This is a genomic window from Streptosporangium sp. NPDC050284 (assembly GCF_044459525.1).
Taxonomy (GTDB): Bacteria; Actinomycetota; Actinomycetes; order Streptosporangiales; family Streptosporangiaceae; genus Streptosporangium.
Genome location: NZ_JBITIZ010000011.1, coordinates 114,811 through 127,436 on the forward strand (window position 1 = coordinate 114,811; position 12,626 = coordinate 127,436).

The 12,626-nt window shown below is 70.5% G+C and carries 11 protein-coding genes; 5 read left to right on the plus strand and 6 right to left on the minus strand.

The genetic code is table 11. The features are described 5' to 3' along the window. The first annotated feature begins 12 nt into the window (after nt 1–12). On the plus strand, nt 13–399 hold the full coding sequence (locus ACIBH4_RS25190) for an SCO5389 family protein (RefSeq protein WP_350941753.1): 387 nt from the start codon (nt 13–15) through the stop codon (nt 397–399). Nucleotides 400–505: 106 nt separating this feature from the next. Here the strand turns inward: ACIBH4_RS25190 and ACIBH4_RS25195 are convergent, their stop codons facing one another. Next, nucleotides 506–1,174: a ribonuclease HII gene (locus ACIBH4_RS25195; RefSeq protein WP_350941754.1), complete on the minus strand. Its 669-nt coding sequence runs from the start codon at nt 1,172–1,174 to the stop codon at nt 506–508. 173 nt (nt 1,175–1,347) lie between these two features. Continuing rightward, nucleotides 1,348–2,334: a LysR family transcriptional regulator gene (locus tag ACIBH4_RS25200; RefSeq protein ID WP_362766549.1), complete on the minus strand. Its 987-nt coding sequence runs from the start codon at nt 2,332–2,334 to the stop codon at nt 1,348–1,350. Between the two features lie 180 nt (nt 2,335–2,514). On the opposite strand from ACIBH4_RS25200, the gene ACIBH4_RS25205 reads away from it, so the two are divergent. Together ACIBH4_RS25205 and ACIBH4_RS25210 are read left to right on the plus strand one after the other, a co-directional pair. Next, nucleotides 2,515–3,795 (plus strand): pyridoxal phosphate-dependent aminotransferase, encoded by a 1,281-nt coding sequence (locus ACIBH4_RS25205; RefSeq protein ID WP_362766552.1) that lies wholly within the window; start codon nt 2,515–2,517, stop codon nt 3,793–3,795. A 173-nt stretch (nt 3,796–3,968) separates the two neighbouring features. Then, nucleotides 3,969–4,613: a GNAT family protein gene (locus ACIBH4_RS25210; RefSeq protein ID WP_362766555.1), complete on the plus strand. Its 645-nt coding sequence runs from the start codon at nt 3,969–3,971 to the stop codon at nt 4,611–4,613. 278 nt (nt 4,614–4,891) lie between these two features. On the opposite strand, the gene ACIBH4_RS25215 is transcribed toward ACIBH4_RS25210, so the two are convergent. Beyond that, a complete protein-coding gene (locus tag ACIBH4_RS25215) occupies nt 4,892–5,374 on the minus strand; it encodes a hypothetical protein (RefSeq protein ID WP_362517604.1) in 483 nt (160 codons plus the stop codon). Nucleotides 5,375–5,679: 305 nt separating this feature from the next. Between ACIBH4_RS25215 and ACIBH4_RS25220 the strand changes: the two genes are divergently transcribed. Further along, nucleotides 5,680–8,787 carry a BTAD domain-containing putative transcriptional regulator gene (locus ACIBH4_RS25220; RefSeq protein WP_362766558.1) on the plus strand — a complete coding sequence of 1,036 codons (3,108 nt, stop codon included), beginning with the start codon at nt 5,680–5,682 and terminating at the stop codon, nt 8,785–8,787. A 314-nt stretch (nt 8,788–9,101) separates the two neighbouring features. Here ACIBH4_RS25220 and ACIBH4_RS25225 read toward each other — a convergent pair whose 3' ends face one another. Beyond that, nucleotides 9,102–10,583: a class I SAM-dependent methyltransferase gene (locus ACIBH4_RS25225; RefSeq protein ID WP_362766561.1), complete on the minus strand. Its 1,482-nt coding sequence runs from the start codon at nt 10,581–10,583 to the stop codon at nt 9,102–9,104. A gap of 140 nt (nt 10,584–10,723) precedes the next feature. Here ACIBH4_RS25225 and ACIBH4_RS25230 point away from each other — a divergent pair, with 140 nt between their 5' ends. Continuing rightward, entirely contained in the window at nt 10,724–11,035 is a 312-nt protein-coding gene (locus ACIBH4_RS25230) for a hypothetical protein (protein WP_362517614.1), read from the plus strand. Between the two features lie 58 nt (nt 11,036–11,093). On the opposite strand, the gene ACIBH4_RS25235 is transcribed toward ACIBH4_RS25230, so the two are convergent. Together ACIBH4_RS25235 and ACIBH4_RS25240 are read right to left on the minus strand one after the other, a co-directional pair. Further along, nucleotides 11,094–11,690: a TetR/AcrR family transcriptional regulator gene (locus ACIBH4_RS25235; protein WP_362517617.1), complete on the minus strand. Its 597-nt coding sequence runs from the start codon at nt 11,688–11,690 to the stop codon at nt 11,094–11,096. A gap of 258 nt (nt 11,691–11,948) precedes the next feature. Next, nucleotides 11,949–12,617 carry a GNAT family N-acetyltransferase gene (locus ACIBH4_RS25240; protein WP_362766564.1) on the minus strand — a complete coding sequence of 223 codons (669 nt, stop codon included), beginning with the start codon at nt 12,615–12,617 and terminating at the stop codon, nt 11,949–11,951. Nucleotides 12,618–12,626 lie beyond the last annotated feature (9 nt).

Here is a 12,626-nt window from a genome sequence, read left to right on the forward strand (position 1 = left end):
GGAGAACGCAGCATGTCGCTGACCGTTTCGAACGATCTTCTCGACCAGGCCAAGGCCGGTGAGGTGGACGACGCGGCATTCGTCACCTGTGTCAGAGACTCCCTTCCTTACGCCTGGTCGCTCATCAGCGGCCTGGTCAAGGAGCGCGAGGACACCGGTGCCGAGTTCGCCGACAACACGGTGCCCCCGCCGGACGAGGCCGCTCGTGGCCAACTCCTGCGCGCTCTCGCCAGCGACGCCATGCGCGGCGCCCTGGAGCGCCACTTCGGGGTGAGACTCGCCTTCCAGAACTGCCACCGGGTCGCCGTCTTCGACCCGACCGCCACCGGCGCCCACGCGGAGTTCGTCACCGCCAGGTCGCAGATCCTCAACCAGTCGCCCGAGCTCGTCGACTGCTGACGGCCTCGTTTCGAGGCGGACCGCCTTCCCCGATCTCCGGACCGGTCTCATCGCGGTCGGCCGGCCCCGGCCGGACGTGCCGGACGCCCCCCAGATAAAGGGGTGTCTATCCGAAAAGTCCGAGCTGGCCCTCTCCGGCCAGCGGGTTGCGATGCCTCTTGAGATGGCGCCACCGGGGAAGGTCGTCCAGATAGGACCAGGAAAGGCGGTGATGCTCCGTCGGGCCGAGGGAGGCGAGCGCCGCCTGGTGAACCGGCGAGGGGTATCCCGCGTTGTCGGCGAACCCGTACTCCTCGAAACCGAGTGAGGCCATGTACGTGTCCCGCCGAACCTTGGCGATCACGGAGGCCGCGGCCACGGAGACGCAGGAGAGGTCGCCCTTGACCTCGCACCTGACCGGCCAGGGCGCGCCCAGATAGTCATGCTTCCCGTCCAGAACGACCACGTCGGGACGGACGGGAAGCCCGGCCAGCGCCCTCCTCGCCGCCCTGCGCAGGGCCTCGGTCATGCCGAGTTCGTCGATCTCCTCGTGGGACGCCTCGCCGTACCCGATCCCGGCCGCCCAGGCGGTGATCTCGGAGACCATGGCGGAGCGGCGGGCGGGGGTGAGCAGTTTCGAGTCGGTGAGCCCTGCGGGCGGTTCCGACAGGTCGGTGACCACGGCGCAGACCGCCACCGGACCGGCCCAGGCTCCGCGCCCGACCTCGTCCACCCCGGCGACCAGTTTGGAACCGCCGTCGTTCAGCAACCGCTCAAGGGCGTAGGTGGGAGGCACGTGCCGACGTTACCGGGACGCGAGGCTCCAGGAGCCGTCTCGCCCGAACACCACCCCGATCAGGCACCGTCCTGACCGGGACTCACCTTCGAGCGTCACGCCGAACGGACCTTCGAAAGTCCGGTCAGGCACCACCTTCGAACGTCACACCGGACAGACCTTCGAAAGTCCGGTCAGGCATCACCTCCGAGCGTCGCACCGGACAGGCCTTCGGAGTCCGGAGCCTCCCTGGACGCCGGCTCGACCCCCTCCAGGTCGGCGGCGAGGAGCCGCGCGGCGACGTGAACGGCCCTGAGGGTGACGGACACCGCGGGGCGGTGGACGCTGGACGATCGGGCCACGGCGTACACGACCCGGCCGACCGACGGGCCGGGAAACCGACGGACGGCGATGCCGCGGACCCCCGCGGCCAGTGCCAGGGCGGGGACGGCCGCGATGCCGATGCCCTTGGCGACGAGGCCGATGATCGTGCCCAGCCCTTCGAACTCCCAGGTCACCGGCCGGTGCCCGCCGACGTCGGCCATCAGCCTGTCCACTGCCAGCCGGGAGGGCTCGCCGTCCGGAGTGGCCATCCAGGGCTCGTCGCGCAGATCCCACAGGTCGACGGGGACGTCGGGGGAGGCGAGCCTGTGCCTGCGCGGCACCACGAGCACCAGCGGGTCGCGCAGCAGCGGGAAGACCCGCATCGTGTCGGGCTCGCGCATCCGGCCGTACCAGTCGTCGATCAGGGCGATGTCCACCTCGCCCGACTGCACCTCGCGCATCCCGCGTCCCGAGCGGGCCTGTCCCATCCGCAGGGTGAGCTCGTCGTGCCGTCGCAGCGTCCTGGCGAGCGCGGGTGCGAAGGCCACCGCGGCGGTCGGGAAGGCGGTCACGGTGACCCGCCCCGACGGGGTCGCGGCCTGTGCCGACAGGTCCGACTCCGCGCTCTCCACCATGGCCAGGATGCGCTCGGCGTGCTCGACCAGACGGCGCCCCGCGTCGGTCAGCTCCGCACTTCTCGCGGTCCTGTCGATGAGCACGGCTCCCGCCTGGCGCTCCAGCGCCGCGAGTTGCTGCGAGACCGCCGAAGGACTGTAGCCCAGGGAGGCCGCGGTGGCCGCGATGCTGCCACGGCGGGCGAACTCACAAATCAGAGCGAGCCTTCGTAAATCAAGCATCAGTTTTCCTTACGCCCACCCACGACAACCGAAGCTTGTCCTGATGCCGTCCATCCCAGCAGGCTTGAAGACGTTCCACAACGTTCCACAGACTTCCACGACGTACCGCTGCGTTCTGCCGTGCTCTGTCGCGCTCCGTAGCGTTTTCGTGGTGTTCCGCGACGAGGTAAGGACCCCGCGATGAGCGTCACCCTTTCCGCCACCCTGGCGGCCAACGAGGACATCGAACGAAGACGGCGCGCAGGTGAGCGTGTGCTGCACCTGGCCTTCGGTGAGGCGGGCCTGCCCGTTCATCCGGCCCTGCGCGAGCGGCTGACCGCGGCGTCCGGCCTCAACGGGTACGGACCGGTCGCCGGCGCGCCCGCGCTGCGCGAGGCGGCCGCCGGCTACTGGTCGCGGCGTCACCTGCCCACCGATCCCGACCTGGTGGTCTGCGGTCCGGGAAGCAAGCCCCTGCTGTACGGCCTGCTGCTGGCGATCGGCGGCGACATCGTGCTGCCGATGCCGAGCTGGGTCAGCTACGCCGCCCAGACCGAGCTGGTGGGAGCGCGTTCCCTGTTCGTTCCGACGCCCCCCGGCGAGGGTGGGGTGCCGGACCCCGAGCATGTGGCCGCGGCAGTGAGGCACGCCCGCGCCCAGGGGCGCGACGTGCGCTCGCTGCTGGTCACGCTTCCCGACAACCCCGCCGGCACGCTGGCCAAGACGTCCACGATCCGGCGGATCGCCGAGGTCGCCCGCGAGCTCGATCTGACGATCGTCTCCGACGAGATCTACCGCGACCTGGTCCACTCCCCGGCCACCCCCTTCCTCAGCCCCGCCGATGTCGCCCCCGAGCGGACCGTGATCACCAGTGGGCTCAGCAAGAGCCTCGCCCTGGGCGGCTGGCGGATCGGCGTGGCCCGCCTCCCGTCGCCGCTGCTGCGCGACCGGCTCCTCGCGGTGGCGAGCGAGATCTGGTCCAGCCCCGCCGCACCGGTCCAGCAGGCGGCGGCGTACGCCTACACCGAGCCGCCGGAACTCGTCGAGCGGGTGGACCGGAGCCGCGAGCTGCACGGCGCGGTGGCGCGGGCGGTGTACGAGCGGTTCGTCCGCGCGGGGGTGCGGGTGGACGCGCCTCAGGGCGGTTTCTACCTCTACCCCGACTTCACCGGGCTCGACTTCGCCTCCTCCGCCGACCTGGCCGCGTACCTGCTCGACCGGCACGGTGTCGGCGTGCTTCCCGGCCACGCCTTCGGTGACGACCCCGCGGCCCTGCGGGTGCGGGTGGCGACGAGCCTCCTGTACGGCGAGACGACGTCACTGCGGCTCGCCGCGCTCGACGCCGCGGACCCCCTGGAGCTGCCCTGGATCTCGGCCTCGCTGGATGCTCTGAGCGAGGCGCTGACCGCCCTGCGCGCAACGCGTCAGGCATCCCGCTCCCCCGTACGTTTCCCGCTCGTCGCGGCTCCCACGACGGGATGATCGAACCCCGTCGCGGGAGCGTTCCCGCGACGGGTTCTCAGCGAGGTTTCAGCGGCTCCCACCTGGGATTTCTCCTTGGAGAGGCCCATCGGTCACGGACGTCCCCCGATGCTCACCAAGATGTCTCGCACTGTTTGGCATCAGGCATGGTGAGGAGCCCCCATGATGTGCTCATGCCCGCTTTCGTCACCCTGTCCGGGCGCCTCGTGCGTCTGGAACCGCTCAGCCTCGCGGTCGTCGACGACCTCGTCGCCGCGGCGAGTGAAGACCGCTCCACCTATACCTTCACTCGCGTCCCCAATGGCCGGGACGAGATGGTCTCCTACGTGGAGGCCGCTCTGGCTGAGCAGGCGGAGGGCCGCACGATGCCCTTCGCCATCCGGTGGCTTCACACCGATCGCGTGGTCGGTGCCACCCGTCTCATGCACCTGGAGTACTGGCAGGGTCCCATGCCCTGGCCGCCGGGCGCTCGTGGGGCGGTGGGCGATGTCCCGTCCGTGGCGGACATCGGTTACACCTGGCTCTCCGCCTCCGCGCAGGGAACCGGTATCAACCGCGAGAGCAAGTATCTGATGCTCTCCCTCGCCTTCGAGACCTGGCAGGTCCACCGCATAACCCTCAAGGCCGACATACGGAACGTACGCTCCCGGGCCGCCATCGAAGCCCTCGGCGCACACCTCGACGGTGTGCGGCGGGCGGAGAGCCGAGGCGCCGACGACACGGTCCGAGATACCGCGTACTACTCGATCTTGAGCGAAGAATGGCCGGTCGTCCGAGAACGGATGCACGCGCGGATGGGCCTCGCCCAGGCCGCGTGAGACGGACGCCTGATACATGCGGGAATATGAGGGGAACGGTTGACCGAAAAGGCCATAGTTATATAACCAGAATAAAACATTACAAATAGCGCTTTAATCACTTAACGGAACAAAAGGCCCGCCCGGATTTCGGGCGGGCCTGGTGTTCGTCCGGTGCCGTACGCGAGTCGCGGCTCACGTGATCACCGGGTCGAGCGGAGATCGCGGGCGGGGGAGGACGTTCGTACATGGATACCACCGGTACGGGCTACCGGATGGATTCGCCGGCGGCCCCCGGGTCACTCCTCGTCGTCGGACTCGACCTCGTAGATGTAGTTCCACTTACCGCACAGCGTCCTCTTGGCCTGGTGCCTGTCCCAGTAGCAGACCCTGACCTGCAGGTTGTCGATCTCGTCCGCGACGTAGTGGAAGTTCTGGTAGCCGCTGGTGCCACACTTGCGCGCCCAGGTGTACTCCTCGTCGCCCTCGTGGTCCTCGAACTTGAACTGGGCGTAGCCGCAGAGCCGGCTCGGCGAGTACTTGTCGTAGAGCCTGCCCTGGACGTGAAGGCGGTCGGCGCCGTCGACCCACACGCTTCCCCTCGCCTTGGCGCGGGAGTCGTCGTAGTACTTGGAGTAGTAGTAGCCCCAGGGCTCCGCGTCGTAACCGCTTGAGGCGGTGAGGGTGGCGGCGGAGGCGGGGGAGGCGAGGGCGGGAGCGCCGATCGCGATGACGGCGGTGGCGGCGGCGAGACCGAGAAGTCTGCTGATCGAGCGGCGCATGATGGTTCTCTCCTTGAGGGGTGTGGCTCCTTTCTTTCTTCAGGAGCCATGGCTCATTGATAGGCGCGCATGCCTGCACCGCGCTTACAGAGCCTTTATCCATACCTGCAATCCGCTGACATGTCGGGCATGGCCGCCCCCGTATGGGGCCATGCCCGACAGCGCCAAGCATCCGCCGCACGGCTCAACAGCCGATTGACGTGCAATCGACGTCCCGGCGAACAAGCAACCCTCCGCCTACGAGGGAAGCGACGGAGGATCTATCATTTGGCCATAAAACTTTCCTTTGGGCGGAGATTCGAGAAATGGCTGTTCAGGGCAGCGGAGACGGACTGCGGTTCGCCGTGCTCGGTCCTGTCCAGGCATGGCGCGACGGCTCCGAGCTCGATCTGGGCACCCCACTGCAACGTTCCATCCTGGCGATGCTCCTGCTCAGGGAGGGTCGGGCGATCACTCCGGCCGAGATGATCGACGCGATCTGGGGAGACGACGCCCCGCCCCGCGCGCTCGGCGCCCTGCGCACCTACGTCTCCCGGCTGCGCACGGTGCTGGAGCCCGGCAGGTCCCCGCGTACCCGTCCCGAGTTGCTCACCTCCGTCGGCAGAGGCTACGCGCTGCGGCTGAACGACAACTCCTTCGACCTGCTCCTCTTCGAACGCGGTGTCCAGGAGGCCGAGGCGGCGCGCCGCGAGGGCGCTCTGGCACGGGCCGCGGAGAGCCTGCGTGCGAGTCTGGCGCTGTACACCGGCGATCCGCTCGCCGGAGCCGTCGGCCCGTACGCCGAGCACCAGCGCGGACGGCTCGCCGAGCGCCGGATGAGCGTGCTCGAGGTCCTGATGGACCTCGACCTGGAGCTGGGCAGGCACGCCGACGTCCTGTCGGAGCTGATCGCGCTCACCGCCGACCACCCGCTGCGCGAGCGGCTCCGAGCCCAGCTGATGCTCGCCTACCACCGGTGCGGGCGCAGCGCGGAGGCGCTCGCGGCCTTCGCCGACACCCGCGCCACACTGATCGAGGAGCTGGGCATCGAGCCCGGCTCCGACCTGACGAGCATGCACCAGCGCATCCTCACCGGTGACCCGGCCCTCACGCCGGCGCGGCCCGTACCCACCGAGTTCACCAAGGTCACCGGGACCGCCGGGACCGCCGAACCGTCCGCGAAGGAAACCCCCGAGGCGGATCCGGAGCCCGCGAGGGCTACGGCGACGCCCCCGGAGCTGCCGCGACCGGCGCAGCTTCCCGCCGCCGTGAACGACTTCACCGGCCGCCGCCAGATCATCGCGCGGCTCCGCGCGCTGCTGTCGTCCGGTGACGGCTCCGAGGGCGTGCCGGTGGCGGCCATCTCCGGTATCGGCGGCGTGGGCAAGACGGCCCTCGCCGTACACGTCGCCCACGCGATGCACGACCTGTTCCCCGACGGTCAGCTCTACGCCGACCTGCGCGGATACGGCGAGGAGCCGACCGCGCCCGAGTCGGTGCTCGCGGCCTTCCTCCGCGGGCTCGGCCTGCCCGCCGACGCCATCCCCGACGGTCTGGCCGAGCGGTCCGCGCTGTTCCGCTCGCTCCTCGCCGACCGTCGGATGCTCGTGCTGCTCGACAACGCCCGCGACGCCGACCAGGTGAGCGAGTTGCTCCCCGGCTCTGCCGGGTGCGCGGCGATCGTGACCAGCCGGGGCAAGCTCGCCGACCTGGCCTCGGCCAGGCTGATCGACCTGGACGTCATGGAGCCGGAGGAGGCCCTCGCGCTGTTCGGCATCGTCGCCGGCGTGGAGAGGGTGGAGGCCGAGCGCGCCGCCACCATGGACGTGGTCGCCGCCTGCGGCTTCCTGCCGCTCGCGGTGCGGATCGTGGCGGCGCGCCTCGCGGCCAGACCGTCCTGGACGGTCGCCTCCCTGGTGCCCCGGCTCGCCGACGAGCGCCGCCGCCTGGACGAGATGCGCGTGGGCAACCTCGCGGTGGAGTCGACCTTCGCCCTCGGGTACGGCCAGCTCACCCCCGCCCAGGCCCGCGCGTTCCGGCTGCTCTCCCTGCCGGGAGGCCCGGACATCTCGATCGGCGCCGCCGCCGGGTTGCTCGCGCTGGACCCGATGGACACCGAGGACCTCCTTGAGTCCCTGGTGGACGCCAGCCTGCTCGAAGCCCCGGCCCCCGGCCGCTACCGCTTCCACGACCTGCTCAAACTCTTCGCCCGCCGCGTCGCGGAACGAACCGAGAACGCGGCCGAGGAGAGCTGCGCCGCGGGCGAGACGAGGCGGGGCGAGCGGCGCGGAACCGGTGTGAGCGTGACCGTCGGCGGGGAGAGCGAGGCGGCGCTGCGCCGGTTGCTCGACTTCTACCTGGCGTCCGCGCGCTCGGCGCACCGCCTCGCCTACGAGGGCAGCACGATGGCCGACCGGCTGGGAGTCACCGGGACCGGTCACGTCTTCGCCTCCGCCGACGAGGCGGTGGCCTGGCTGTCGGTGGAGGCGGAGTCGCTGTTCGCCTCGATCGCCCAGGTGACCTGCGCGGACGAGGCCGACGAGCTGCTGCCGGGAGCCGACCTGCTGCTCGCGATGGAGCCGCTGCTGGAGTCGGGGAGCCACGCCCGCGAGTTCGAGGGCCGGACGAGGGACATGCTGGCCGTCGCGCGGCGGCTCGGCGCCGTCTCCAGCGAGCTGCGCTGCCGCTACGTGCTCGGGCGGGTGCTGTTCGGCGCGAACCGGCTCGCCGAGGCGGAGGAGGAGTTCCGTACGGCGCTGGAGCTGTCGGCCGGAGGCGATCGCATCGTCACCGGCGAGGCGCTCAACGCGCTCGCCGTCGTGGCCGGGCGCCGGCGCCGCCACACGGAGGCCCTGGCCTGGTTCGACTCGGCGCGCGAGGCGTTCAGAGAGGTCGGGGCGCGGGGCGGGGAGGCGCTGACGCTCAGCTACTCCGCCCGCGACCACCTGTTCCTGAAGCAGCCGAAGGAGGCGATCGCCGCCGCCGAGCAGGGGCTCGCCCTGTTCATCGAGATGGGCTCCAGCGCGGGCACCGCGAGGGCCCGCTACCACCTGGGGATGATCCTGTCGCGGGTCGGCCGGCTGAACGAGGCCGTCCACCACCACGCCGAGTGCCTCGCCTTCTTCAGGGCCAGCAGGCAACGGGTCTGGGAACAGCGGGTCTGCTCCCGGCTCGCCGAGACGTTCATCAACGCGGGCCGTTTCACCGACGCGGCCCGTCACGCGGAGCAGGCGCTCACCGTGAGCCGGGAGATCAGTCACCCGTACGGCGAGGCGCAGGCCCTGGCGGTGTTAGGCACCGCGCTCAACGGGCTCGGCGAGGTCGAGCGTGGCCGGGGCTGCCTCGAACGCGCCTACGACCTGTTCGGCAGGCTCGGAGCGCCCGAGGCCGAGGATCTGCGTCTTCTGCTGGAGCGCGACCAGGTCGACAGCTGATCCCAGGCCGTCGTACAGGTCGTCGTCGAGACGCGTCATCCAGACGTGGTTGATCACCGGCGTTCCCCTCGCAGTCGGACCCCGTGTTTCGGGGCGGGTGTGGAGGTCCGGCCGGCCGTCTGACCCGGGCGACGCGTAGGGGGCCCGGTCATCCGGTGCGTCGCCCGCGGGTCGGCCGCCTCACTGTGACGGTCGGCCGGACGTGGCACGGACCCTTCACCCCCCGGGTCCGTGCCCCACGGTCAGAGCTTCGCCCACGGCGTTTGCCATCCGATTGACAAGCGATAGCGACGATATCCACAGGCTGTGGACAGTCACTCTGTGGATATGTGGAAAAACCCTTCCGCGATCAGCGGGCGGAGAGCCGCGGGAGCCTTTGCCCGCAGGTCATCGTGGTCCTCGCCGGTCAGTTCCGCGATCGCGGCGAGCAGCGGATCCAGTGGATAATCACCGTCGCAGGCCCCCGCGAGCGCGGCTTCCACGGTCCCGACCACAGCCCTGCGACGCAGCCCCCCGCTCTGCCTGAGCACGATCCGCGCCGGGTCCTCCGCACCCGGCGGGCCGATCCTCTCCTCCAGCACCCCCTCGGCCACCACAAGCCTGGAGCCGAGCAGCTCGGCGTCACTCAGCCGATGGGCCGTCGCGATCGCGCCGAGCACCTCGTCCACATGTCCACCGACCGGCAGTTCCACCGGCCCCCCGTACTCCTCCACCCGCACGACCGGATCGAGGCTCCCGGAGTCCTTCAGGGTGATCCAGCCGAAGCCGATCCCGGTGACGTTCGCGGCCTCGAACCAGCCGAGCCAGTCGTCGTAGAGCTCGCGATGACGCGCGGTGCCCTGCTCCGCGGCGTCCCTCAGCCACAGCTCGACGTACTCGGCGGGATCCTGGACGTCGCGTTGCACCACCCAGCCGTCGCAGCCGGTCCCGGTGAGCCAGCCGCCCACCCGGTCACGCCAGTCCTCGCCGTCGACGTGCAACCAGTTCGCCAGCAGGTGGCAGGTGCCGCCGGGCGCGAGGTGACGGGGTGCCCGCCGTACGAGGTCACGGCAGAAGTCGTCGGCGTGAAAGCCGGACTCGCGGTAGGTGAACCGGCCGGCCGGGGAGATCACGAACGGCGGGTTGGAGACGACCAGGTCGAAGCGGTCGTCCTCGACAGGGTCGAACAGGGAGCCGAGCCGGGCGTCGACGCCGGTGATCCCGGACAGCGCCCAGCTGATACGGGCCAACTCCAGTGCGCGTGGATTGACGTCGGTGGCCGTGATCTCCTCCGCCCTGCCGGCCAGGTGGAGGACCTGCACCCCGCAGCCGGTCCCCAGGTCCAGGGCGCGCCCGACGGGACGGCGGGAGGCGAGCTGGGCGAGGTTCGCCGAGGCGCCACCCGCGCCGACGACGTGGTCCGGGCGCAGGGCCGGGTCTCCCGGCCTCACCTTGCGATCGGAGACGACGTAGCCGCCGGCGTCGGCGGCGTCGGCGGCGGCGTCGGCGGCGTCCCAGGGCTGCAGGTGGACCGCCGAGGTGACCCGGCCGTCCTCGACGGCTACCAGGCCCGCGGCGGCCAGTTCCTCCACGGGAAGGGCCGTCGGCACCCGTCTCGCCTCCACGGGGACGCCGAGCCACCACAGCCGGATCAGGGTGGCGAGCGGGTCACCTTCGGCGGTGGCGCGCAGGGCGGGCACCGTCTCCTCGCGGGAGAGCGCGGTGGCGGCGACGTCGCCGAGACGCTCGCGGACGCCGTCGATGGTGTAGCCGGTGTCGAGCAGAAGCCCTCTGAGCCGGCCAAGCAGATCGTTCACGGGGCAATCCTCGCACCGGGCACGTCCGAACGCTCCCGGTGATGAGACTGTTACCCACCGAGGTAAGCGTTCTGCAAGCGGACTTCAAGCGGTAAGCGGTACTTCTTGGTAGCCGCACCACACGCTTCAAAGGATCCTTGATGTTGATCCCCTGCTTCGCCTGCGAGACCCGTTTCAACCCTGATGAATACTTCCGCGCCTGCCACGACTACCACCGTGGCAAGGACCTGGTCGCATGGACCTGCCCGCGGTGCGGCAATCGGGATGAGTTACGGGTCTTTCCCGGAGAGCTGGGGTTCGGCTACGCCCGGCGTGGCGGGTTCGACGTGTCCGACCGGGTGCTGGTGCCCGGCCTGCGGCGCCGACGTCAGGACCTTCGGCTGGACATCTCACTGGACGAGGACGTCTGGCGGGTGTCGACGCGGACGCGTCAACTGGTGGGGGCGCGCTGAAGCCGCTCCGGCCCGGAAAAGCCCCCGTGATCCGGGCCGGAGTATCGGCGTTACGGCCTCAGGGGGTTCGCTGCCTCAGGCTCTGCCAGGCCGCGTCGCAGAGGCCGCTGATCTCGTCGGGGGTGGGCTGGTGCGCACCGGCGAACCACAGGCGGCACATCTCGGTGGCCGGTCCCAGCCAGAGCACGTAGCACATCGTCGGGTGAACGGGCTGGAGCAGGCCGTCCTTCATGTGCGGACGCCACCACTCGGAGACCTTCCTGAAGAACGCCCTGCGCGACTCCGACACCTCGGTGCCGCCCGGCTCGTCGCGCCTGGGCGGCCGCTCGCTGATGAGCAGGTGCGCCCGCTCGCGGTGCTCGCCGCTCCAGGACATGTGCATGGCGACGATGGCCTCGATGCCTCCCCGAGCGCTCTCGTGACGCTGGAGTTCGGCGAGGAACGCCTCCTGGTACATGTGCAGGGTCTCCGCGTACAGGACGCCGAAGACGTGTTCCTTGCTGGCGAAGTGGTGGTAGAAACTGCCGACGCTGACACCGCTCTCCTCACGGAGGCTCGCCAGTGTGGTGGCCGAGACACCGTCCTGGCTGAATCGGCGGAGAGCCCCCTCGACGATCCTGGTGCGGCCGTCGCGTCCGTTCTTGGCGGTCTTCACGGATCCATGGTGAGGCAACAGAACCTTGTTCCGCAAACTGTCCGGGAACCGGCTTGGGCCATGTCGATCATACGCCCGCCCCCGGGGCCGCGTCGTCGTCCCGGCGCCCGGCCACCCGGCCGCGAAGCGACGTTTCCACACCTCCGGCCAGGAGCCCCCGTCCGGTGAATCCCGGTATGGCCCGCACGGGAATCGGCCCGCCGAACCCGTCCGGTGAACCCCGGTACGACCCGCACGAGGACCGGTCAGGGGTGGCGTTCAACGGAGAACCTGTGCGGTCACCTCGACCATGCCGGAGGAGGCGCGCATGGTCGCCTCCGGCCACATCCTACGGACCATGGACAGGACCTCGCGGTTGTCCCCGAGCACGTCCATCCCCACCGTCACGGCGCCCCTCGCCTCCGCGCGGCGCATCAGAGTCCGGATGAGCCGGGAGCCGATCCCCGTCCCCTGCCACTCGTCACTCACCACCACGGCGATCTCGACGTCGACCTCCTCGCCCCGACAGCTCATCGCGTGCCCGACGAGAACGTTCCCCCGTACGGCGAGCAGGGCATCGCGCCGATCGTCCACCGCGAGCAGCGTCCTGACGAAACTCGCGCTCGGGTGACTCATCCCGGCGAAGAACCTCAGTGCCCGCGTGCGCGGCGACAGCCCTCCGAGGAAGCGGCGGATCCCCTCCTCGTCGCCGGGCCGCGCGGGCCGGATCTCCACGGCGGCCTCCGACACCGCCACGACGTTCCCTGAGGCTGCCACGAAGCCCCTGGACACGTCCCCGGACGCGGCCACGCCCTCTCCGGCCCCCCGTGTGACGTCCCCGGAGGTGGCGACGACGCCCTCGGGTCCCTGGGGGACGTCCCCGCACACGACCGGGATGTCGGCAGGCGCCGGTACGTCACCCGGCGGCACCAGCTGAGTTCGCATCATGAACTCAGA

What these genes read in the sequence shown, in the direction of transcription:
- ACIBH4_RS25190 (WP_350941753.1), top strand. Translation starts at nt 13, where the DNA reads ATGTCGCTGACCGTTTCGAACGATCTTCTCGACCAGGCCAAGGCCGGT.
- ACIBH4_RS25200 (WP_362766549.1), bottom strand. Translation starts at nt 2,334, where the DNA reads ATGCTTGATTTACGAAGGCTCGCTCTGATTTGTGAGTTCGCCCGCCGT.
- ACIBH4_RS25205 (WP_362766552.1), top strand. Translation starts at nt 2,515, where the DNA reads ATGAGCGTCACCCTTTCCGCCACCCTGGCGGCCAACGAGGACATCGAA.
- ACIBH4_RS25210 (WP_362766555.1), top strand. Translation starts at nt 3,969, where the DNA reads ATGCCCGCTTTCGTCACCCTGTCCGGGCGCCTCGTGCGTCTGGAACCG.
- ACIBH4_RS25215 (WP_362517604.1), bottom strand. Translation starts at nt 5,374, where the DNA reads ATGCGCCGCTCGATCAGCAGACTTCTCGGTCTCGCCGCCGCCACCGCC.
- ACIBH4_RS25220 (WP_362766558.1), top strand. Translation starts at nt 5,680, where the DNA reads ATGGCTGTTCAGGGCAGCGGAGACGGACTGCGGTTCGCCGTGCTCGGT.
- ACIBH4_RS25230 (WP_362517614.1), top strand. Translation starts at nt 10,724, where the DNA reads ATGTTGATCCCCTGCTTCGCCTGCGAGACCCGTTTCAACCCTGATGAA.
- ACIBH4_RS25240 (WP_362766564.1), bottom strand. Translation starts at nt 12,617, where the DNA reads ATGATGCGAACTCAGCTGGTGCCGCCGGGTGACGTACCGGCGCCTGCC.